This window comes from Microbacterium sp. 69-7 (assembly GCF_001897985.1).
Classification (GTDB): domain Bacteria; phylum Actinomycetota; class Actinomycetes; order Actinomycetales; family Microbacteriaceae; genus Microbacterium; species Microbacterium laevaniformans.
In genome coordinates, this window is the sequence record NZ_MKRU01000095.1 from 26749 (window position 1) to 49133 (window position 22385).

General features: G+C 69.2%; 18 protein-coding genes and 3 tRNA genes. 10 read left to right on the forward strand and 11 right to left on the reverse strand.

Features of this window, described 5'->3' with window-relative positions:
- Positions 1–33: 33 nt before the first annotated feature.
- Positions 34–537, reverse strand: a complete 504-nt coding sequence (locus tag BGN98_RS11620; RefSeq protein WP_061683249.1) for a glutathione peroxidase — start codon at positions 535–537, stop codon at positions 34–36.
- A 62-nt stretch (positions 538–599) separates the two neighbouring features.
- Between BGN98_RS11620 and dusB the strand changes: the two genes are divergently transcribed.
- The 5 genes from dusB (at position 600) to BGN98_RS11645 (ending at position 6024) form a co-directional block, all read left to right on the forward strand.
- Entirely contained in the window at positions 600–1766 is a 1167-nt protein-coding gene (gene dusB / locus BGN98_RS11625) for a tRNA dihydrouridine synthase DusB (protein ID WP_061683184.1), read from the forward strand.
- Positions 1756–3144, forward strand: coding sequence for a deoxyguanosinetriphosphate triphosphohydrolase (locus tag BGN98_RS11630; protein WP_288121484.1), 1389 nt, complete (start codon positions 1756–1758; stop codon positions 3142–3144). The genes dusB and BGN98_RS11630 overlap by 11 nt, the downstream gene beginning before the upstream one ends.
- Positions 3144–5039 carry a DNA primase gene (gene dnaG, locus BGN98_RS11635; RefSeq protein ID WP_288121485.1) on the forward strand — a complete coding sequence of 632 codons (1896 nt, stop codon included), beginning with the start codon at positions 3144–3146 and terminating at the stop codon, positions 5037–5039. Before BGN98_RS11630 ends, dnaG begins: the two co-directional genes overlap by 1 nt.
- Positions 5040–5107: 68 nt before the next feature.
- Positions 5108–5878: an ATP-binding cassette domain-containing protein gene (locus BGN98_RS11640; RefSeq protein WP_036285041.1), complete on the forward strand. Its 771-nt coding sequence runs from the start codon at positions 5108–5110 to the stop codon at positions 5876–5878.
- 73 nt (positions 5879–5951) lie between these two features.
- A tRNA-Asn gene (locus tag BGN98_RS11645) sits at positions 5952–6024 on the forward strand.
- Between the two features lie 88 nt (positions 6025–6112).
- On the opposite strand, the gene def is transcribed toward BGN98_RS11645, so the two are convergent.
- Entirely contained in the window at positions 6113–6679 is a 567-nt protein-coding gene (def, locus tag BGN98_RS11650) for a peptide deformylase (protein WP_081767948.1), read from the reverse strand.
- A gap of 42 nt (positions 6680–6721) precedes the next feature.
- On the opposite strand from def, the gene BGN98_RS11655 reads away from it, so the two are divergent.
- From BGN98_RS11655 to BGN98_RS11665, 3 genes are all read left to right on the forward strand, one after another.
- Positions 6722–7789, forward strand: coding sequence for a DMT family transporter (locus tag BGN98_RS11655; protein ID WP_036285044.1), 1068 nt, complete (start codon positions 6722–6724; stop codon positions 7787–7789).
- A gap of 14 nt (positions 7790–7803) precedes the next feature.
- Positions 7804–7880, forward strand: a tRNA-Ile gene (locus BGN98_RS11660).
- A 119-nt stretch (positions 7881–7999) separates the two neighbouring features.
- Entirely contained in the window at positions 8000–8512 is a 513-nt protein-coding gene (locus tag BGN98_RS11665) for a DUF3145 domain-containing protein (RefSeq protein ID WP_036285048.1), read from the forward strand.
- Between the two features lie 147 nt (positions 8513–8659).
- Here BGN98_RS11665 and BGN98_RS11670 read toward each other — a convergent pair whose 3' ends face one another.
- The 8 genes from BGN98_RS11670 to BGN98_RS11705 all read right to left on the reverse strand — a co-directional run bounded on the left by BGN98_RS11670 (position 8660) and on the right by BGN98_RS11705 (position 18035).
- The gene (locus BGN98_RS11670) at positions 8660–9898 is read right to left on the reverse strand and encodes a beta-ketoacyl-[acyl-carrier-protein] synthase family protein (protein ID WP_005049447.1); all 1239 of its coding nucleotides are present in this window, start codon (positions 9896–9898) and stop codon (positions 8660–8662) included.
- A 67-nt stretch (positions 9899–9965) separates the two neighbouring features.
- A complete protein-coding gene (locus BGN98_RS11675) occupies positions 9966–10214 on the reverse strand; it encodes an acyl carrier protein (protein ID WP_005049448.1) in 249 nt (82 codons plus the stop codon).
- Positions 10215–10307: 93 nt separating this feature from the next.
- Positions 10308–11324 carry a beta-ketoacyl-ACP synthase III gene (locus tag BGN98_RS11680; protein ID WP_036285051.1) on the reverse strand — a complete coding sequence of 339 codons (1017 nt, stop codon included), beginning with the start codon at positions 11322–11324 and terminating at the stop codon, positions 10308–10310.
- Positions 11321–12241 (reverse strand): ACP S-malonyltransferase, encoded by a 921-nt coding sequence (locus BGN98_RS11685; RefSeq protein ID WP_288121486.1) that lies wholly within the window; start codon positions 12239–12241, stop codon positions 11321–11323. The genes BGN98_RS11680 and BGN98_RS11685 overlap by 4 nt, the downstream gene beginning before the upstream one ends.
- Positions 12242–12334: 93 nt before the next feature.
- Positions 12335–13558 carry a PucR family transcriptional regulator gene (locus tag BGN98_RS11690; RefSeq protein WP_005049452.1) on the reverse strand — a complete coding sequence of 408 codons (1224 nt, stop codon included), beginning with the start codon at positions 13556–13558 and terminating at the stop codon, positions 12335–12337.
- An 8-nt stretch (positions 13559–13566) separates the two neighbouring features.
- Entirely contained in the window at positions 13567–16296 is a 2730-nt protein-coding gene (aceE, locus tag BGN98_RS11695; protein ID WP_288121487.1) for a pyruvate dehydrogenase (acetyl-transferring), homodimeric type, read from the reverse strand.
- A gap of 133 nt (positions 16297–16429) precedes the next feature.
- Positions 16430–16502, reverse strand: a tRNA-Val gene (locus BGN98_RS11700).
- Positions 16503–16532: 30 nt separating this feature from the next.
- On the reverse strand, positions 16533–18035 hold the full coding sequence (locus BGN98_RS11705) for an amino acid permease (RefSeq protein ID WP_036285059.1): 1503 nt from the start codon (positions 18033–18035) through the stop codon (positions 16533–16535).
- 118 nt (positions 18036–18153) lie between these two features.
- Here BGN98_RS11705 and BGN98_RS11710 point away from each other — a divergent pair, with 118 nt between their 5' ends.
- Entirely contained in the window at positions 18154–18885 is a 732-nt protein-coding gene (locus BGN98_RS11710; RefSeq protein ID WP_036285062.1) for a zinc ribbon domain-containing protein, read from the forward strand.
- The gene (locus tag BGN98_RS11715) at positions 18882–20609 is read left to right on the forward strand and encodes a bifunctional 3'-5' exonuclease/DNA polymerase (RefSeq protein ID WP_036285064.1); all 1728 of its coding nucleotides are present in this window, start codon (positions 18882–18884) and stop codon (positions 20607–20609) included. The genes BGN98_RS11710 and BGN98_RS11715 overlap by 4 nt, the downstream gene beginning before the upstream one ends.
- 32 nt (positions 20610–20641) lie before the next feature.
- On the opposite strand, the gene BGN98_RS11720 is transcribed toward BGN98_RS11715, so the two are convergent.
- Positions 20642–22385, reverse strand: a 1744-nt coding sequence (locus tag BGN98_RS11720) for a DUF4012 domain-containing protein (RefSeq protein ID WP_288121488.1), incomplete at its 5' end; no start/stop codon positions are given.

The window sequence follows — 22385 nt, forward strand, 5'->3', positions numbered from 1 at the left end:
AGCGCAGCGAGTCGAAACGCCCGCACGCGGGGCTCAGGCGGGCAGGCTCGCCTCGATCGCGGCGATGACCTCGGGCGCGTCGGGCTTGGTCTGCGGCCGGAAGCGGTGCACCTCACCCGAGGGGGTCACGAGGAACTTCTCGAAGTTCCACATGACCGGCCCCTTCGCGCCCTCGACGTTCTTGGCCTTCTTGAGCGCCTTGTACAGCGGCGCCGCGTGGGAGCCGTTCACGCGGACCTTGTCCATGATCGGGAAGCTCACGCCCCAGGTCACCGAGCAGTACTCGAGGATCTCCTCCATCGAGCCGGGCTCCTGACCCATGAACTGATTGCAGGGGAACCCGATGACCTGCAGACCCCGCTCGCCGTAGGTGCGCTGCAGTTCCTCGAGCTGCTCATACTGGGGCGTCAGACCGCACTTCGATGCGACGTTGACAATGAGGACGGCGCGATCACCGAGCTCGGAAAGGGTGTGCTCAGCGCCCGTCGCGTCGGTGTAGGGGATCTCGCGGACATCCGCAGTCTGTGTCTCGGCCATGTTGTCCACGATACGACCGCCGATCGCCTCACCGGCGGCGCGAGTCTGGGAGAATGGACAGGATGTCCCTCTCCGTCTCCACCGGGCCCGCGCTGCGTATCGGTCCCATCGCGCTCGACGCGCCGGTGGTCCTCGCGCCGATGGCCGGAATCACCAATACGGCGTTCCGCCGGCTCTGCCGCGAGTACGGCGCAGGGCTCTACGTGTCCGAGATGATCACGACGCGCGCTCTCGTCGAACGCAACGCGACGACCATGCGACTCATCACGCACCACGAGTCCGAGACGCCGCGATCGATCCAGCTCTACGGCGTCGACCCGTCTACGACCGAGGCGGCCGTCCGCCTGCTCGTGGAGGAGGACCGCGCCGACCACATCGACCTCAACTTCGGCTGTCCCGTCCCGAAGGTGACCCGCAAGGGTGGGGGAGCGGCACTGCCCTGGAAGCTGGGTCTGTTCCGCGAGATCGTCACCCGCGCCGCACGCGCCGCCGGCGACGTGCCGCTCACGGTGAAGATGCGCAAGGGCATCGATTCCGACCACCTGACCTTCCTCGACGCAGGGCGTATCGCGGAGGATGCCGGTGTGGCTGCCGTGGCGTTGCACGCTCGGACGGCCGCCGAGTTCTACTCCGGCCAGGCCGACTGGGCGGCGATCGCCGAGCTCAAGCGGGCTGTGACCGGCATTCCGGTGCTCGGCAACGGCGACATCTGGTCGGCGGACGACGCCGCGCGGATGATGGCCGAGACCGGGTGCGACGGCGTCGTGGTCGGTCGTGGCTGCCTCGGGCGTCCCTGGCTGTTCGGCGATCTCGCCCGCGGTCTCGGCGGCCCCGCTGCCGCCACCGCAGCGCCCGTGGACGCGACACTCGGTTTCGTCGCCGCCGCCTTCCGGCGCCACGCGGAGCTGCTCGTCGAGTTCTTCGAGGACGAGGGCCGCGGATGCCGCGACATCCGCAAGCACGTCGCCTGGTACTTCAAAGGCTATCCGGTCGGCGGTGAGACGCGGGCACAGCTGGCGACCGTGTCGACCCTCGCCGAGATCGACGACCTGCTGGCGACGCTGGACCTCGACGCACCGTACCCCGGTGCAGCCGCCGAGGGCCAGCGCGGGCGTGCCGGCACGCCGAAACGGCCGGCGTTGCCCGACGGCTGGCTGCAGAGCCGCGAGATGACCGGCGACGCGGCACGCGCCCTCGCCGACGCGGAGGTCGACACCAGTGGCGGGTGACGCGAGCGGTGTGGGCATCGCCTCGGGCCGCCCCTCCGGATACGACGACCACGACGCCGAACGCTTCATCCCCGAGCGGCACCGCTCACAGCGCGACGGGTTCGCCCGTGACCGGGCCCGCGTGCTGCATTCCGCGGCCCTGCGCCGTCTCGCGGCGAAGACGCAGGTGCTCAGCCCCGCCAGCCCCGCCGACTTCGCCCGTAACCGTCTCACGCACTCGCTGGAGGTCGCGCAGGTCGGTCGGGAGCTGGCGATCGCGCTCGAGCTGTCGCCGGACGTGGTCGACACCGCGTGTCTGAGCCACGACATCGGGCATCCGCCGTTCGGCCACAACGGCGAACGCGCACTGAACGATTGGGCTGAGGACATCGGAGGGTTCGAGGGCAACGCCCAGACCCTCCGGATCCTCTCCCGCCTCGAACCGAAGGTGCTCGACGCCGAGGGTCGTAGCGCAGGGCTCAACCTGACCCGTGCGAGCCTCGACGCGACGTGCAAGTACCCCTGGACCGTCGAGCATGGCGTTCCCGACCCCGGCGGGCGCGAGAAGTTCGGCGTCTATCCCGAGGACGAGGCCGTCTTCCGTTGGATGCGACAGGGGGCGCCGGGTCGCGTCCGCTGCATCGAGGCGGAGGTCATGGACCTCTCCGATGACATCGCCTACTCGGTGCACGACTTCGAGGACGCCGTGCTCAACGGCTACCTGGATCCCGCGCGGCTCGCGGACGTGCGGGAGCACGAGGCGCTGCTGACCGCCATCCAGGCCTGGGTGGGCTTCGGATTCACCCGCGACGAGCTCGCGGACGCGCTGTACCGACTCACGCGGATTCCCGAGTGGCTGCCCGGCTTCGACGGGTCGCGCGCGGCGCTGGCGGGGCTCAAGAACCTGACCTCCGACCTCATCGGTCGCTTCGCACGCGCGGCGACGACGGCGACCCGGGAGCACTACTCGGCCCCCGTCCTCACCCGGTATCACGGACGCGTCATCGTGCCGCGCGTCATCGAGGCCGAGATGGCGGTGCTCAAGGGCATCATCGGAGCGTTCGTCGTGACGATCGACGGCCGGCGCGGCCTGTACAAGGAGCAGCGTCGGGTGCTCAAGCGTCTCGCAACGGCGCTGTGGGAACGCCCCGAGCACCTCGACCGCCTGCACGCGGAGGATTTCGCCGCGGCATCCACCGACACCGCGCGCAAGCGCGTGATCGTCGACCAGGTCGCGAGTTTCACCGACCGCTTCGCGATCGAATGGCACGCGCGTCTGATCGGGCCCGTCGATCTCCGCGAGCTCGGCTTGCGCTCCGGCGACGGCCGCACGATCGCCCCCAGCGGCTTCGCTCTTCCCGAGCCGCTCGCCGGGCTGTGGCCGGCGGAGGGTCACTGATGGCACGGATCCGGCAATCCGACGTCGACGAGGTGAAAGCCCGCACCAACATCGGTGACATCGTCGGCGAGCGGGTCGCCCTCAAGTCAGCCGGCGTCGGATCGCTGAAGGGCCTGTGCCCGTTCCATGACGAACGAAGCCCGAGCTTCCACGTGCGCCCGCAGGTCGGCTACTACCACTGCTTCGGGTGCGGCGAGTCGGGCGACGTCTACTCGTTCCTGCGGGCGATGGACCATCTCTCCTTCACCGAAGCGGTCGAGCGCCTCGCGGCGCGCATCGGATACACGCTGCACTACGAGGACGGCGGAGCGGCCCCCGAGACGAGCGGGCGCACGCGGTTGTACCAGGCGAACGCGGCCGCCGCCGAGTGGTTCCGCGGCCAGCTCTCATCGCCGGAGGCCGACGCCGGGCGGCGTTTCCTCGGTGAGCGCGGATTCGACGCCGGCGCCGCGGCGCACTTCGGCGTGGGGTACGCGCCGAAGGGCTGGGACCACCTGCGCGACGCGATGCGCGCCCAGGGATTCAGCGATGAGGAGCTGTCGGCCGCGGGACTCGTGTCGCAGGGTCAGCGCGGCGTCTACGACCGCTTCCGGGGACGCGTCGTCTGGCCCATCCGCGACGTCACCGGACAGACCATCGGCTTCGGCGCACGACGCCTGTACGAGGACGACAAGGGCCCGAAGTACCTCAACACCCCCGAGACCACGATCTACAAGAAGGCGCAGGTGCTCTACGGCCTGGACCTCGCGAAGAAGGACGTGTCGCGCTCGCACCGCGTCGTCGTCGTCGAGGGCTACACCGACGTCATGGCGTGTCATCTCGCCGGCGTCACGACGGCGGTGGCCACCTGTGGCACCGCCTTCGGCTCGGATCACATCACCGTGCTGCGCCGCGTCATGGGCGACGACACGGCGGCGGGCGAGGTCGTGTTCACCTTCGACCCGGATGCCGCGGGCCAGAAAGCGGCGCTGCGCGCCTTCGCCGATGCCAAGCGCTTCAACGCGCAGACCTACGTCGCCACCGGTCCCCAGGGATTGGACCCGTGCGATCTGCGGTTGGAACGCGGGGATGCGGCGGTGCGTGCCATGCTCGACACCAAGGTGCCGATGTTCGAGTTCGTCATCGATCAGCGTCTTTCGGGCTTCGACCTCGCGAGCGTCGAGGGTCGCGTCGGGGCGTTGCGGGCCGCTGCACCCGTCGTGGGGGAGCTGCGCGACCCGCTGCTGCAGCCGGAGTACACGCGAGTGCTGGCCCGCCGCCTCGGCATGGACACCGAGGGCGTCCGCCGTGAGGTCGACCGCGCCGCGCGAGACAGCGCACGCCGAGAGGGCGACGCACACCGCCCCACGTCGACCGCGTCCGCGAACTCCTCGAGCTCCGACGGGACCGCGCCCACACCCGTGGTCGACGAACCCGCACTCCGGATGAACCTGCGCACACTCCCACGCACCGCCGACGCAACGCTCGAGCGCGACGCCCTCATGGGTGTGCTGCAGTACGGTCACCTCGTCGACGGCGAGGAGGTGGATGCCGCCCTCGCGCTGCCCATGCAGATTCCCGCCCTCGACGCGGTGCGCCAGTCCCTCCTGGCGCAGGGCGACCGCAGACGCATCGGCTGGGCGTCGACGGCGGTGGAGTCCGTGCGCGAACCGTATCGCTCGCTCGCAGTGGAACTGCTGACCGCGGACTTCCCCGCACTGACCGAGGCGGAGGCAGCGGCCTATACGCGCGGGCTGGCCCGCAAGCTGCGCCTGCGCGCGGTCGACCGGGAGAAGAACGAGTTGCTCGGCACGATCCAGCGGCTTCCCCCCGATTCGGAGCAGGGTCGGGCGGTGCGGCTGGCGCTGCGCGAGCTGGATGCGCGCCGGCGCGCTCTGACCGAGGCTCCGCTCTGACCGGGTGGCGCGGCCGCACGCGCACGGGCGCGGTGGCGCGCGCGGGCGAGAGCAGGCAGGATGAGCGCATGCCGCGTCGTGCCCCCACCGACAATCCTGCCGCTCTTCGCTGCGACGACCTGTCGATCGCGCGCGCCGGAGTGCGCGTCGTCGACGGAGTCAGCTTCCGGGTCGACCCGGGCCGCGCGCTGGCGGTGATGGGCACGACCGGATCAGGCAAGTCCACGCTTGCGGCCCTGCTCGCCGGCGCGGACGACGACTCGCTCGCGGTCGTCGGCGGCGACGCCTGGGTCGACGGCACGGCCATCCGGCGCAGGGGACGCGCTGCACGCGTGCGCGCCTACTACACCGGGTATGTCCCGCAGCGCGCAGGAGCCGGGCTTCCGGCACGGCTGACCGTCGGAGACGTCATCGGCGAGCCGATCACGAGCCGAGATCGCCGCGTCAATCAGCGAGCCTTGGCCGTCCGGGTCGCCGGGCTGCTGGACGAGTTCGAGCTTCCCCTCGGGGCGGCCACCCGGTACCCCTACGAGCTGAGTTCAGGGATGCGACAGCGCGTCGCGATCGCGCGCGCACTCGTGCTGCAACCACGGGTCTTCATCGGCGACGACCCGTACGCCAACCTCGACGTCGAGGTGAGACAAGCCGCGCGCGATGCGCTGCTGCGTCGGCGCGACGAGGACGGCATGGCGATCCTGATGGTCACCAACGACGCCGAGGCCGTGCGGGAGTTGGACGGCGATGTGCTGGTGCTGCGGGCCGGCCTGCCCGTGGGGTACGGGCACGGCACGACCGATCTGCTGTGGACGCCCGACGGCGGCACCCGCATGGTCTCGTGAAAACGTGCCACGTGTCACGAGCACACCTCGACGTTTGCTAATATGGACGGGTTGCCCGCTCGCGGGTGATTGATCCTCGGTAGCTCAATTGGCAGAGCAGCCGGCTGTTAACCGGCAGGTTCTTGGTTCGAGTCCAAGCCGGGGAGCGAACGGCCCCAGACTCCACTCTGGGGCCGTTTTCGTTGCCCGGCGCGAGGCTTCAGACTGGACAGCTCGTACAGCGTCGATCGAAGATCAGGCGTCGAGATCGTCGATTCCCGGCGTCCAGGACGCCCCAGGACGACCCCAGCCGCGCTTGCGGGCGATCTTCTGGACGGTCTTCCAGTCACCGTCGTCCAGGCGGTCCACATACAGGATGCCGTCGAGGTGGTCGAACTCGTGCTGCATGATGCGCGCGCGCCAGCCATCGACCTGGATGCGGATCGGCTCACCGTCGAGATCGATGCCGGTGACCAGAACCTCATCGGAGCGGCGCAACGCGAAGCGCTCGCCCGGGAACGACAGGCACCCCTCCGACTCGTCGTCCGGGTCGGGTGCCCCGGGCACCGACGGACGCATCCACAGTTCGGGGTTGAGGATGACTCCGCGCCAGGGCTGCCCGTCATCGTCTTGGTAGCTGTACGTGTAGATGCGCAGGCCCACCCCTACCTGGGGGGCCGCGAGACCGACGCCGGGGGCGGCATCCATCGTCTCGAACATGTCTGCGACGAGTGTGCGGATCTCATCGGTGATTTCGGAGACCGGGTCGGCGGGGGAGTGCAGGACGGGATCGCCCATGATGCGAATCGGAAGAACAGCCACGTCCTGAGCCTATCGAGCACACCTGGCGGTTAGTGTCGAGGGGTGCATGCCGCCCTCAACGACCTCGGAGACGTGACCGACAAACTCGTCGGCGTCTTCGCGGACCCCGGCATCCTCATCGGCATTCCGCTCGCGCTGCTGGGCGCGGTCTTCATGTCCTTCGGCGCACAGTATCAGCACCGCGGCGTACAGAAGGTCGAGAGACTCACGTCCACCGCCGGCGGCACCGGTCTCACCGGCGGACAGATCTGGAACCTGCTGCGCCGACCGTCATGGGTGGCCGGCACGGTGATGCTGGGACTGGCCATCGTGTGCCAGCTGACGGCACTGTCGTTCGCCCCCCTCATCCTGGTGCAGCCTCTCGGCGCGGTCTCGTTGGTCATCACGACGCTGCTCAACGCCCGAATCAGCGGCCTCAAGCCGACGCGGCGCTCACTGACCGCCATCGGCCTCTGCGTCGCCGGCATCTTCGTGTTCGTCACCATCGCCGCCCTGTATGCGACCGAGACGCCGATCAGCGACGGGCAGCTGATCACCGTTCTTCTGATCCTCGCCGGCGTCGCCATCGTCCTGACGGCGCTGTGGCTGTGGCTGCGCACCCGTATCGGCGCCCTGTTCTACATCGTCGCCGCCGGCATCATGTACGGCTTCGTCGCGACGCTCGCGAAGGTCGTGCTCAGCCGCATCCGCACCGGCGATTTCGAGTGGCTCACGATCGTCTGCATCGCCGCACTGCTGACCGGCACCGCGATCGGCGCCTACTTCGTGCAGACCGCGTACGCGTCCGGCCCGCCCGACCTGGTGATCGCCGGCCTGACCGTCATCGACCCGATCGTCGCCATCGTCATCGGCCTGGCGGTGCTGCGCGAGGCCGACGGTGCCCCCCTCTGGGCGTACGGCGGCTTCGTCGTCGCAGGCGCGCTGGCCGTGAGCGGCGTCTTCCAGCTGGCCCGTCACCACCCTCAGGTCATCAGCGACAGCCAGGAGATTCCGATCACCCGCGGCAGCACCGACGCGCTGTCTCCCGGGTCTCAGCGCCTGACGGATGCCGTCGCGAAGGTGTGGCCGGAGCCTCCCGTGCGCGATCGGGACGACCCGCGCCCCCGCTAGACTTCCCGGGACAGGGGGCGGTGGCCAAGCTGGTCAAGGCAGCGGGCTCATAACCCGACGATCGTGGGTTCAAGTCCCACCCGCCCTACCAATGACACGGTTGTGATTCCGCGTCGTTATCGGCCATAATGGGCCCACAACCACATAGGCGCCACGCATCCGACACTCAGGTCGTAGGGGAAGACGTACCTGAAGAAACGGAGAATCGCGATGGCGACCACGTCGACCCCACAGGCGCGCGGAGTGATCTACATCCACTCCGCGCCACGTGCGCTGTGCCCCCACCTCGAGTGGGCAGTGGGGCGCGCTCTCGGGCGCGCGGTGAGCTTCGAATGGGCAGACCAGCCCGTTCTCGCCGGCAGCCGCCGCGCCGAGTTCTATTGGGAGGGCCCCGCCGGCACCGGCGCCGCCCTTGCGACCGCGATCCGGGGATGGGAGCATCTGCGGTTCGAGGTGAGCGAAGACCCCACTCCGCGCTCGGACGGCGGGCGGTGGATGCACACGCCGGACCTCGGCATCCACTATGCCCAGACCGACGCGGCAGGAAACGTCGTGATCGGAGAGGATCGCATCCGCTACGCGATGGAGATCGCCGCCGGCGATCCCTACGACCTCCAGCGCGAGCTGCAGGTCGCGCTGGGCTCCACGTGGGACGAAGAGCTCGAGCCGTTCCGCCACGCCAGCGACGACGCTTCCGTCGTGTGGCTGCACAAGGTGGGCTGAGGCCCACCACCTCGACCTCAGACGGGTCGAGGCGCCAGTACCGGCTTCGGACGGCTTCCCGGAGACCGAGACCGCGCATCCCCGTCTGACACGAAAGACGCCCCCGCCATCCTCACGGATGCGGGGGCGTCTTCACGCGCGCGTTGCTCAGACCGAGGCGAAGGCGGCGACGGCGTTGTGTCCGCCGAAGCCGAAAGAGTTGCTGATCGCGAGCTGCGGACCGTCGCCGAGGGGAGTCGGCGCACCCGAGAGACGGAACGGGACAGCGGGGTCCTGCTCGGTCATGTTGATCGTCGGGGGCGCGACGCGATCGCGGATGGCCAGAATCGTGAAGATGGCCTCCAGAGCGCCGGTGCCGCCGAGGAGATGACCGGTCGAGGCCTTCGTCGCCGAGACCGGGATCTCGTCGATGCGGTCTCCGAACACGCTCTTCAACGCGACGTACTCGTTCGGGTCTCCGACCGGCGTCGACGTGGCGTGGGCGTTGATGTGGGTCACGTCGTCCGGGGACGCATCGGCCATGGCCAGCGCGAGGTTCACCGCACGCGCGGCACCGGTGCCCTCGGGGTCGTTCGCCGTGATGTGGTACGAGTCGGCCGTGACACCGCCGCCGACGACGACCGCGTAGATCTTCGCGCCGCGCGCCTTGGCGTGCTCCTCGGTCTCGAGGATCAGCACACCGGCGCCCTCGCCCATGACGAACCCGTCGCGGTCGATGCTGCCCGGACGCGATGCCGTCTCGGGGGAGTCATTGCGCTTGGACAAGGCCTGCATCGAGGAGAAGGACGCGATGGTGACGGGATGGATCACCGATTCGGTGCCTCCCGCGATCACCACGTCGGCGAGGCCGTCACGCAGGTGCTCGATGGCGTTGACGATCGACTCCGTGCTGGAGGCACACGCACTGGCGACCGTGCGCGCATAGGCGCGCGCACCGAAGTGCAGCGACAGGTTGCCCGCAGCAGCGTTGGGCATGAGCATCGGAACCGTCATCGGGAGCACCCGACGCGGGCCCTTCTCGCGAAGGGTGTCCCACGCGTCCAGGAGGGTCCACAGGCCGCCGATGCCGGTCGCGAAATCGACGCCGAGCCGCTCCGGGTCGACCTCCGGACTCCCGGCATCCGCCCACGCTTCCATCGCCGCGACGAGCGCGAACTGCGACGACGGGTCGAGGCGCTTGGCGATCGGACGCTCGAGCACGGTGTCGGGACGCACCGCAGCCTGGGCCGCGAACGTGACGGGCAGGTTGTACTGCTCGACCCAGTCGTACTCGAGGGTGCGGGCGCCGGATGCGCCACCCAGCAGCGCGGACCAGCTCTCCGGCGCGGTCCCGCCGATGGGACTGGATGCGCCGATGCCGGTGACGACGATTCGGGGAATGCTCATGGTCTCCTCGGATGCTCCGGTGGGGGCACGACGGCCCCCACCGGGGTGCAGGTGGCGAGGCCTGAGGTCAGGCCTGGTTGGTGGTGATGAAGGTGACGGCGTCGCCGACGGTCTTGAGGTTCTTGACCTCTTCGTCGGGGATGGTCACGCCGAACTTCTCCTCGGCGTTGACGACGATCGTCATCATCGAGATCGAGTCGATGTCGAGGTCGTCCGTGAACGACTTCTCCAGCGCGACCTCGTCCGCCGAGATGCCGGTCTCGTCAGTGATGAGCTCGGCGAGTCCTGCGAGGACCTCGTCGTTGCTGAATGCCATGGGATTCTCCTTGTTTATCGGGGTGTCACGGGCCCTGCGGGGCCGACGTTCAGTCTAGGTGCGGCGACCGCCGCGACCGGGTATCTCGGGCCGTCAGGGAAGGACGACGACCTGTGCGCCGAAGACCAGTCCCGCGCCGAAACCGATCTGCAGTGCGAGGCCGCCCGACAGCTCCGGGTGCTCGGCGAGCAGGCGGTGCGTGGCGAGGGGGATGGATGCCGCTGAGGTGTTGCCGGTGGTCTCGATGTCACGGCCGATCACGACGGTGTCGGGAAGCTTCAGCTGCTTGGCGAACTCGTCGATGATGCGCATGTTGGCCTGGTGGGGCACGAACGCCGCGAGATCCGACGGCTGCACACCGGCTTCCTCGAGAGCTTGACGCGCGACCTTGACCATTTCCCACACGGCCCATCGGAAGACCGTCGGCCCCTCCTGGCGCAGCGTCGGCCAGGGTGCCTTTCCGTCGCGGAACTCCGTGAGCGTGTGGTTCATCCCCACGGCATCCGCCTTCGACCCGTCAGATCCCCAGACCGTGGGTCCGATGCCCGGGAAATCGCTGGGGCCGACGACGACGGCGCCGGCACCGTCACCGAGCAGGAAGGAGATGGAGCGGTCGGTGGGGTCCACGACGTCGCTGAGCTTCTCAGCGCCCACGACGACGGCATAGTGCGCCGCGCCCGCACGGATGAGAGCGTCCGCCTGGGCGACACCGTACGCGAAGCCCGCGCAGGCGGCATTGAGGTCGTACGCGGCCGCGGGGTTGGCGCCGATGCGGTCGGCGACGATCGCCGATACCGAGGGTGTCTGCTTCGGGTTGGAGATCGTGGCGACGATCACGGCGTCGACGAGCGACGGGTCGATTCCCGCGCCGGCGATCGCCTCGGCGGCGGCATCGGCGGCCAGATCGATCGCCGTGGTCGCCGCGTCGGCTCGCACCCGCGTGATGATGCCGGTGCGCTGGCGGATCCACTCGTCGCTGGAGTCGATGGGGCCGACGAGGTCGTCGTTGGGAACCGCGTTCTCGCCGCGGGCCGCGCCGTACGCGTAGATGCGGGTGTGAGCCGGTCCCGTCGACTGGACGAGAGTGGGTCGGGTGGGCGCGTCGGTCACGCGTCGCCTCCTGTCAGCAGGGCGGCGGCTGCCGCGAGGTCGTCGGGTGTCTTCACGGCCACCGTGGGCACACCGCGCAGGGCGCGCTTGGCGAGTCCGGTCAGGGTTCCGGCCGGCGCGAGCTCGATGATGCCGGTGACGCCCGCATCCGCGAAGGATTCCATGCACAGATCCCAGCGGACGGGAGAGGAGACCTGCGCGACGAGCAGGTCGAGCGCCTCGCGACCGGAGGCCACACGGGCACCGTCACGGTTCGTCCAGAGGGCGAGCGCCGGGTCGGATGCCGCGACCTCCGCGGCCGCCGTGCGCAGCGTGGCCACCGCCGGTGCCATGTAAGAGGTGTGGAACGCGCCGGCTACCTGCAGCGGAATCACACGGCTGCCCGCGACGGGGTGAGCGGTGAGCTCTGCGAGGGCGTCCTGCGCGCCTGCGGCGACGATCTGGCCGGCGCCGTTGTGATTGGCGGGGGTGAGCCCCAGCTCGTCGAGAAGCGCGAGCACGCCGTCGCGGTCGCCGCCGAGGATCGCACTCATTCCGGTCTGCTCCTGCGCGGCCGCATCGGCCATGGTCCGACCACGCAGCCCGACCAGACGCATGCCGTCGTCCTCACTGACGACGCCGGCGGCGACCAGGGCAGCGACCTCGCCGACCGAATGACCGGCGACGCCGGCAGGCGCGGCGCCCGCGGCATCCTGGAGAGCAGCGTAGGAAAGCAGGCTCGCCGCCACGATCAAGGGCTGGGCGACCGCCGTGTCACGGATGCGTTCGGCATCCCACTCGGTGCCGGCGGCCACGAGGTCCACCTGCGCAGCCTCGGCGTAGCGCTCGAGCCGCTCGCGGGCGCCCTCGAGCTCGAGCCAGGGTGTCAGGAACCCCGGGGTCTGCGACCCCTGCCCGGGGAAGACGGTGATGATCACGTGCCTATCCTTCCAAGTTCTTCGCCGCCGCGCTGGCGACGACGTCACAACAAACGCGAAGTGCTTTGTCTGAGATCGACAAGCGTGACGGTGTCAATCGGCGCGCACCGACCGTCGCGCGGCGCTACCGCGCCGTCGCGTCGCCTCCGTGCCGATCGAGCCGATGATGAGAGCCGTCTGCAAAATGAGGGCCTCTCGCGGGCCTGTCGCATCCCATCCGATGACATCCGAGACCCGCTTGAGCCGGTAGCGCACCGTGTTCGGATGGACGAACAGCTCACGGGCGGTCGCCTCGAGGGAGCGACCGTTGTCGAGATAACTCCACAGGGTGGCCACCAGATCGGCCGAGTGCGCCTGCAGAGGTCGGTAGATGCGCTCGACGAGCGTCGCCTTGGCCATCGCGTCGCCGGCAAGGGCGCGTTCGGGCAGAAGGTCGTCGGCTTCGACCGGACGGGGGGCGTGGCGCCAGGCGCCGGCCACGGCGAAGCCCGCCAACGCGGCGCGGGCACTCAGCCCGGCATCCACCAATGCGGGCACGGTCGGCCCGAGCACGAGATGGCCGGGACCGAAGCCCGGCTCCAGGCGCAGGGCGATCTCGGTGAACGGCAGCTCTTCGGCGACGGGCTCACGTCCGGGCAGCACGGCGCGTCCGATCACGAGCACGAGGCGAGATCCCTGCACGCCGATCAGGACATCGACGCCCAGCTTGCGCGCCACACGACGCAGATGATCGACGTCCAGCTGCGGCGGAGAGGTGCCGACGAGGACGGCGACCTCGCCGTGACCATGCCACCCGAGGGCGGCGATGCGGCTGGGAAGCTCCTCGTCCGCTTCGCCGGTGAGGATGGAGTCGACGACCAGAGCTTCCAGGCGCGCATCCCAGAGCCCGCGAGCCTCCGCTGCACGTGCGTACACGTCGGCCGATGCGAAGGCGACCTCGCGCGAGAAGAGCAGGATGCTCTCGCGGAGGTCCTCCGCCTTTCCGGCGACACGCTCTTCCGTGACGGCCACGGTCACGCGGATGAGCTGGAGCGTCTGAGTGAGGCTGACGCTGCGCAGCAGCTCACGCGGAGCGGCGGCGAAGATGTCCGCCGCGATCCAGGGCGTCGAACCCGGGTCCTCGTACCACTGGATGAACGACGCGATGCCCGCCTGCGCCACCAGGCCCACCGCCGAGCGGCGGGCCGGCGGCATGTCGGCGTACCAGGGCAGCGACTCTTCGAGCCGCTTGATGGTCGCCGTGGCCAGGTCTCCGGAGATCCGGCGGAGCCACGCGAGTGTCTCCGCCTTCTCCTGAGGGGTGGGGCGGGCGGGCATCAAATCGATCAGCTTTCGCCGCCGGCGTTCCCGCTCGTTCCGGCCGTCACATCGTGCAGGCGGTACTTCTCGATCGCCTGTGCCGACAGTGCTCGGTCGACGAGCCCTTCGTCGGCCAGCGCCTGCAGGGCGCGGACGACGATGGACGGTCCGTCGATCTTGAAGAACCGACGCGCGGCGGCCCGGGTGTCGGAGAAGCCGAAGCCGTCCGCACCGAGCGTGACGTAGCGGCGGGGAACCCACTCGCGAATCTGGTCCTGGACCGCGTGCATGTAGTCGCTCACGCCCAGGACGGGGCCTGCGGTGTCGCGAAGCTTCTCCGTGAGGTACGCCGTGCGCGGCTCGGCGAGCGGGTTCAGGAAGTTGTGCTCGTCGGCGGCGAGTCCGTCGCGGCGCAGCTCCGTCCAGCTCGTGACCGACCACACATCGGCAGCCACTCCCCAGTCCTCGCGCAGCAGCTGCTGCGCCTCGAGCACCCACGGCACGCCCACGCCGGACGCGAGCAGCTGCACGCGGTGTCCGTCGCCGGAGGCCTCCGAGATGCGGTGGATGCCGCGGACGATCCCCTCGACGTCGACGCCCTCGGGCTCGGCCGGCTGCACCAGCGGCTCGTTGTAGAGGGTGACGTAGTACATGACGTTCGGGTCGGGGTGGTTGCCGCCGTACATCCGGTCCAGGCCGGAGCGGACGATGTGGGCGATCTCGTACCCGTACGCGGGGTCGTACGACACCGTTGCCGGGTTCGTCGACGCGAGCAGGTGGGAGTGGCCGTCGGCGTGCTGAAGACCCTCACCGGTCAGCGTCGTGCGGCCGGCGGTGGCACCCATGATGAATCCGCGCGCCATCTGGTCGGCGGCGGCCCACTGGGCGTCGCCGGTGCGCTGGAAGCCGAACATCGAGTAGAAGATGTAGACCGGGATCAACGGCTCGCCGTGCGTGGCATACGAGGTGCCCGTGCCGGTGAACGCCGCCACCGCTCCGGCCTCGTTGATGCCGACGTGCATGATCTGGCCCTGCGGGCTCTCCTTGTAGGCGAGCAGCAGCTCCCGGTCGACCGACGTGTAGTTCTGACCGTTCGGGTTGTAGATCTTGGCGGTCGGGAAGAAGGCGTCCAAACCGAACGTGCGCGCCTCGTCGGGGATGATCGGCACGATGCGGTTGCCGAAGTCCTTCGATCGCAGCAGGTCCTTCAGCAGACGCACGAACGCCATGGTCGTGGCGACCTCCTGCGTTCCGGATCCCTTCTTCGGCAGTGCGTACGCGCTGTCGTCCGGGAGGCTGATCGGAACGTGGTGGGTGCGACGCTCGGGCAGGAACCCGCCGAGCGCGCGCCGCTTCTCGACCATGTACTGGATGGTCTCGTCTTCCATACCGGGGTGGAAGTAGGGAGGGGCGTACGGGTTCTCCTCGAGCTGGGCGTCGGAGACGGGGATGCGCATCGAGTCACGGAAGTGCTTGAGGTCGTCGAGCGTCATCTTCTTCATCTGGTGCGTCGCATTGCGCCCCTCGAAGTGATGACCGAGGCCGTAGCCCTTGATGGTCTTGGCGAGGATGACCGTCGGCTGGCCCTTGTGCTCCGTCGCCGCCTTGTAGGCCGCATAGAGCTTCTGGTAATCGAGTCCGCCACGGCGGAGCTTTCCCCAGATGTCCTCGTCGGACCAGTCGGTGACCATCGCCGCGGTGCGCTCATCACGACCGAAGAAGTGGTCGCGGATGAACTTGCCGTCCTCGGCGCGGTAGGTCTGGAAGTCACCGTCGGGGGTGGTGTTCATGAGGCGAACGAGCGCGCCATCGGTGTCCACCTGCAACAGCTCGTCCCACCCGCGGCCCCAGACGACCTTGATGACGTTCCAGCCCGCGCCGCGGAAGAACGCCTCGAGCTCCTGGATGATCTTGCCGTTTCCGCGCACCGGGCCGTCGAGACGCTGCAGGTTGCAGTTCACGACGAACGTGAGGTTGTCCAGGCCCTCGTTGGCCGCGACCTGGAGCTGTCCGCGGCTCTCGACCTCGTCCATCTCACCGTCGCCGAGGAAGGCCCAGACGCGCGAGCCCGACAGGTCCTTGATGCCGCGGTTGGTCAGGTACTTGTTGGTCATCGCCTGATAGATCGCGTTGATCGGGCCGAGACCCATCGACACGGTCGGGAACTGCCAGTACTCCGGCATGAGGCGAGGGTGCGGGTAGGAGGGGATGCCGTCGGGCGCCTTCGACTTCTCCTGACGGAAGCCGTCGAGCTGATCGGCCGACAGTCGTCCTTCGAGGAACGAACGGGCGTAGATGCCGGGGGAGGCGTGACCCTGGATGAAGATCTGGTCACCGCCGTGGGGATCGTCCAGTCCCCGGAAGAAGTGGTTGAAGCCGACTTCGTACAGCGACGCGGACGACGCGTAGGTCGAGATGTGACCGCCGACGCCGATACCCGGACGCTGTGCGCGGTGCACCGTGAGTGCGGCGTTCCAGCGGATCCACCGGCGATACCGGCGCTCGAGCTCCTCGTCACCGGGGAACTCGGGCTCGTTCTCCGGAGCGATCGTGTTGATGTAGTCGGTCGTGGGCACCTGGGGAACGTTCAGCTGCAACTCGTGCGACTTGTTGAGCAGGCTGAGCATGATTTCGCGGCCACGCCCGGCGCCCTTGCTGTCGACGAGCTGCTGGAGCGATTCCTGCCACTCGTGCGTCTCTTCGGGGTCGCTGTCCTGCGGGCCCTGGGAGTACGGATCCTGATCGTTGACCGTCACGAGACACCTTTCTTCGTCTGGCAGATCATGCCAGGGACGGGGCTTCTGATACGCGTGGCTTTGTGCAGCGTCGACAACGCATCCTGGATCAGCCTAGTCACATCTCGATGGGGTGGATCGCGACCGCGGCGAGTGGGCCCTGCCGGGATCGAACCGACGACATCCACGGTGTAAACGTGGCGCTCTACCAGCTGAGCTAAAGGCCCTGACCTCGACAGTCTACGAGGTCGTGGCGCTCACCCGTCGCGGCCGACCACCTTCGGCTCCGCGGGATTGAGGTACAGATCACCATCCTTGCCGAGCCGCGAGTGGCGACGTGAGTACGCGAAGTAGACGACGAAGCCGATGACCAGCCAGACGAGGAATCGCAGCCACGTCTCCACGGTCAGGTTGAGCATCAGGTACACGCAGATGAGCGCCGCCAGGACCGGCAGCACCGGGCTCCACGGGACGCGGAAGCCGCGCGTGAGGTCGGGCCGGGTGCGGCGGAGCACGACCACTCCGACCGAGACGAGCACGAACGCCGAGAGCGTGCCGATGTTGACCATCTCCTCCAGCACGCCGACGGGGGTCAGCCCGGCCACGAGTGCGACGATGACGGTGACGATGATCGAAATGAGCCAGGGCGTTCGGCGGGTCGGGTGCACCTTCGCGAGGCGCTGGGGCAGCAGGCCGTCGCGCGACATCGCGAAGATGATGCGGGTCGCGCCGATGAGCAGCGTGAGCACGACGGTCGTCAGACCGGCCACCGCTCCAGCCGAGATCACCGTCGCCATCCACGTCTGCCCGTGGAAGGCGAAGGCGTTCGCGAGGGCGGCTGCCGGGTCGAGCTCGTCGAAGCGGACCATGCCCGTGACCACCAACGCCACCGCGCAGTACAGCAGTGTGCAGATCGCGAGCGAGGCGATGATGCCGATGGGGAGGTCACGCTGCGGGTTCTTCGTCTCCTCCGCCGTGGTGGCGACCACGTCGAACCCGATGTACGCGAAGAAGACGAGAGCTGCGCCGGCGAAGATGCCACCGACACCGAAGGCCATGGGCGCCGAGCCCGAGATGAACTGCAGCAGCGGCTGCATGAGACCCGTCGCCGCTTCGCGGGGCGCGGCATCCGGGACGAACGGCGCATAGTTCGCGGGGTTGATGAACATGATGCCCGCGACGATCACGAACAGGACGATGAAGAGCTTCACCCCGACCAGCACGAGGTTGACGCGCATCGACTCACGGATGCCGAGCGTCATGAGGGCGCCCAGCACGATGACCAGGACGATCGCCATCACGTCGACGGTGCCGCCGTAGCCGATCGCCGCGGGGAGTGGGATGCCGAGCTGCCCGAGGAGAACGCCGAGGTAGGCGCTCCAGCCCTGAGCCACGACACTCGCACCGAGGAACATCTCCAGGATGAGATCCCAGCCGATGATCCAGGCGAACAGCTCGCCGAGCGACGCGTAGGAGAAGGTGTACGCGGAGCCCGAGACCGGCACCGTGGAGGCGAACTCGGCGTAGCACATCGCCGCCAGGGCGCATGCGATCGCCGCGATGACGAAGCTGACGACGACGGCGGGGCCGGCCACCTCATGGGCGGCGCGACCGGTGAGCGTGAAGATGCCGGCGCCGATCACGACGCCGACGCCGAAGACGGTGAGATCGAGAGCCGACAGCGATTTGCGAAGCCGGAACTCGGGCTCCTCGGTGTCGGCGATGGAGCGCTCGATCGACTTCGTGCGCATCAGGCTCATGATGTCTCCTCTGCGAAAACGAACGACGCCCTCGCAGCGCCGCCGTCGGTGTGGTCATGCTAGTGCGGCGCGAGCGCGCACGGGACGGACTGTCCACGTGTCGCGGTAGGTTGGGACCGTGAAGTCCCGACCCGCAGACCAGCAGCTCCTGCTCGAACTCGCGAGCCTCGACGGTGCGATCCGCGCCGCCGAGCACGCCCGTCGCACTCCCGAGCAGGCGGGCCGCGTTCAGGAGCTGCTCGCTCGCCGTCAGAGCCTGTCGGCGGAACTGACGACACTCTTGGGACGACGTGACGACATCACCGCCGAACTCGCCCGCGTGGAGTCGGACGTCGCCGTGGTCGATGCGCGAGCGGCCCGCGACACCGAACGACTCGCGTCGTCGGCGAACGCGAAGGAGGCCCAGGGACTCGAGCACGAACTGGTCTCGCTCGCCAAGCGCAAGAGCGACCTCGAGGACGCTCAACTCGAACTGATGGAGCGACTCGAGACCGCCCAGAGCGCCGTGTCCGCACAGGAATCGACGATCGCCGCGGTGAACGAGGAAGGCACTCGCCTCAGCGCAGAGGCCAAGGAAGCCGTCGCGGCGGCCACCGCCCGAGGGGAGGCGGCGTCGCGTGACCGCGCGGCGGTCGCCGCGCGCGTGCCCGCCGACCTGCTGGCGATGTACGACCGTCTCGCCGCCCGCGGCGTCGGGGCCGGTCTGCTGCATCGAAAGACCTGCGAGGCGTGCCGCATGGTCCTCTCCGGAACTGACCTGCAGACGATACGACAGGCATCCGACGATGACATCGTGACCTGCCCGGAGTGCGGTGCGATCCTGGTGCGCACCGACGAATCGGGGTTGTGACGATCAGCAGCACGGCTGCGATCGCGCCGCGCTGGCGTCTCGTGGCGCGCGAGGGAGAGGACGTCGTCATCACGACGATCGACGCCGACCTCGACGTCACACACGTGCAACGCCGCCCGCGCGAAGGCTGGTGGGACGCCGATGACGCAGGCACCCGGTGGGTGTGGTCGGAGACGAACCGTTGGTATCCCGGCATCCTGGCGACACCGTCGCTGGTCGCGCGCTGTCACGATCTTCGCCTGGCCCACGCGATCCTCCGCCGCAGCGCGCTCGTCGCCGACGCCAATGCACTCCGGGCGGCGACGCAGTGGGATGTCGCCGGCACGGAAGAGGTGCAGCCGGTGACAGCACCGACCCTGTTCGACGTCGAGGGAACATCACCCACCGGCGTCCCGGATGATCCGGAGGAGGTGCTCGCCGAATTCCGCCGGCAGCAGCTGGCGATACGCGGCTCATCTAACGCCGCACGATTGCGCCTGCTCGTGGCTGCGGAATCCGCCGGCGCACTCTTGGCAGTCGAGATGCACAGCGCCGGACTGCCGTGGGATCGTCGGACGCACGAGCGCATCCTCGAGGAGACGCTCGGTACGCGACCGCCGCCGGGAGAGCAGCCCGAACGCGTGCGTGAGGCCGCGGCGCGAGTCCGTGCCGCGCTCCAAGACCCGACCGCCAACCTCGACTCGCAGCCCAAGCTGCTGCGCAGCCTTCATCGTGTCGGCATCAGCGCAGACTCGACGAGCCGGTGGGAGCTCGCGGAGTACGACCATCCCGCGATCGCGCCGCTGCTCGTCTACAAGAAGCTGACGCGGCTGATGAGCGCGAACGGCTGGGGGTGGCTCGACGAGTGGGCCCCGGACGGTCGGTTCCGTCCCGTGTACGTCCCCGGCGGCGTGGTCACCGGGAGGTGGGCATCGTCCGGGGGAGGAGCGCTGCAGATTCCGCGCCAACTGCGTCCCGCCGTACGCGCGGACCCCGGGTGGACACTCGTCGTCGCGGACGTGGCTCAGCTCGAGCCCCGGGTTCTCGCGGCGATGTCCTCGGACGAAGCACTGGCCGCCGCGGCGCGCGGACAGGACCTGTACGAGGGCATCGTCAACAGCGGTGTCGTCCACACGCGTCAGGAGGCGAAGATCGCCGTGCTGGGGGCGATGTATGGCGCGACGACGGGCGACAGCGGACGGCTGGTGCCTGCCCTGCGGCGCGCCTACCCCCGCGCCATGGGCCTCGTGGATGCCGCGGCGGCGACGGGGGAGCAGGGCGGTGTGGTATCGACCTGGCTCGGACGGACCAGCCCCCGGGCATCGGCGCACTGGCGCGACATCCAGGCCGCCGCAGCTCTGCCGGAGGCAGCCGAGACAGATCGCACCCGAGCACGTCGCGCCGCGCGCGATCGCGGGCGTTTCACCCGCAACTTCGTCGTGCAGGGCACCGCAGCCGAGTGGGCGCTCGCGTGGCTCGCCGACCTCCGTGGTCGGCTGGCGGCGCTCCCGTCGGTCGACGCGAACGATGCGGCGCGGAACTCTGCCGCCGTGTTCGAGAGGCGCCCGCACCTGGCGTTCTTCCTGCACGACGAGATCATCGTCCACACGCCTGTCGTCTACGCCGACGCCGTTGCAGACGCCGTGCGTCAGGCCGCCGACGGCGCGGCGCGGCTGCTGTTCGGCGGGTTCCCGATCGACTTCCCCCTCGATCTTCGTGTCGCGCAGGATGCGGCCAAGAGCTGACACCACCGCGGTGTCCTGCTCGCCCGAAGCGCTCAGCCGCACCCCGTGCGTGCTGCCTCGGCGACACCGACCTCGTTCATCATCGGGGTGTGAACGAGCGTGGGCCGCAGCTGCGCCCCGTTCTTCGCCACGAACGCGAACGTCAGCGTCTTCTGCTCACCGGGACGCAGTGTCACCCGTGCCAGCGAGGCGGCGGCGTCACTCCCGTCCGCGGCGGTCGCAGCGACGTGCGCACCGTCGAGCGTGACACCCGCGATGAACCACTCGCGGGGGACCATCACCGTCACGTCGGTCGTGATGTCTCCGGGAGCGGCAGGGTTGGCGGCGCCGGTCATCGACGCTGCGAAGGTGCGCGCCTCTGCCGGCGCCGCGCTCGTGAGGGTCACGGCCACCGTCACGTCGGCGGCGCCATCTGCCCGACAGTCCCGCACGGACGGCGCGAGATCAACGTGGAGGAACGTGTCCATCTTCCCCGTCGTCGCATCGTTGAAGTAGACGCCCACGGCATCCGGCCCCGCGTCCCGGAATCTCCCCAGCGTTCCCGAGAACGCTCCGTGGGCCACGGCGAGCTGTTCATCGCTGTGTGTGCTGAAGATCGAGATGCGTCCGTCGGCGATCGGCTTCGCGAATGCTCCCACCCAGCGGAAGGGGTCGATGGGGGAAGACGTGATCTGAGCGAAGAGCCGATCGAAAATGTCGCGCTGGACCGCCGTCTGCTCCGCGGGGGTCTTGTCGAGATACGGCGTGACGAGCACGTCACCGACTACATCCGCCGGATCGACGACCGTGCCGTTGGTGAGGGTGATCGGCCCCGTGATCGTGAGCATCGCGGTGAGGACCGCAGGGTCGATGGCGATCACGGCATCCGGAGCTGGACGGCCGATCGACTGCCACCAGGTCGACGCAAGCCGGGCGCTCAGGGCGAAGTCGGCGGTCATGGTCGCATTCATGACGAATCGCCCCGGAGCCTGGCCGTAGAGAGCGACGAGATGGGCGGGCAGCTCGGTGATCGGCGTCTCCCGATGCGGAAAGACACTCGAGTCGACCTGGTCGAGCACTTCGAGCCGATCGCCGTCGGCGCTCAGCAGGATGAACGAGCCCGTGATGCCTCCACCGGTGCGCACTTCGGCAGAGTTCTGCACCATCACCAGAATCGTTCGAGCCCCGTGCGCTCCCAGCATCGCCGGCATGATCTGCGCCACAGAGGCTGCCTCCGCCACCGTCGGCGCGGCCGCGGCGACCGCCGCGCGGATCCGCGCGGTCGCCGTCGCCACGGGCTCGACCAGATCGTCGGTCGACATTCCCGTCAGTGATTCGTCGACACGCGAGAAGACCGCAGCGAACTCGTCCAGCGGCTGCGCGGCCGCCGATACCGCCGACAGGTCGAGCCCGCCCTGCCCGTCGTGCGGCTGCGCCGCCTGGCGCAGCACCGGTTGGGCAGCGGCGGCCATGTCGCGGATGCTCTCCGCGACGATCCGCACCGCGGCGGTGTTGGCGCCGACGACCGGGACGGCCTCGGTGGCTCGCCAGATCGGGTCGGTCGTCAACTCGGCGGCGCGACGCGCGTGCTGTTCGGCGTCGGTCACGACGGCACTGAGCGCACCGGCGTCACCCGCGGCGATCGCTGAGCTCAGCCGCGGCTGCAGCGCCGCGACGTCATCGAGGTCGCCTTTCGCCATCCAACCGCGGATGCCGAGCCATGCGGCCCCGACCACGACGACGCCCACGGAGATCAGGAGGACGACCGCGACGCGCCGCCGGCGGGGACGCCGGCGG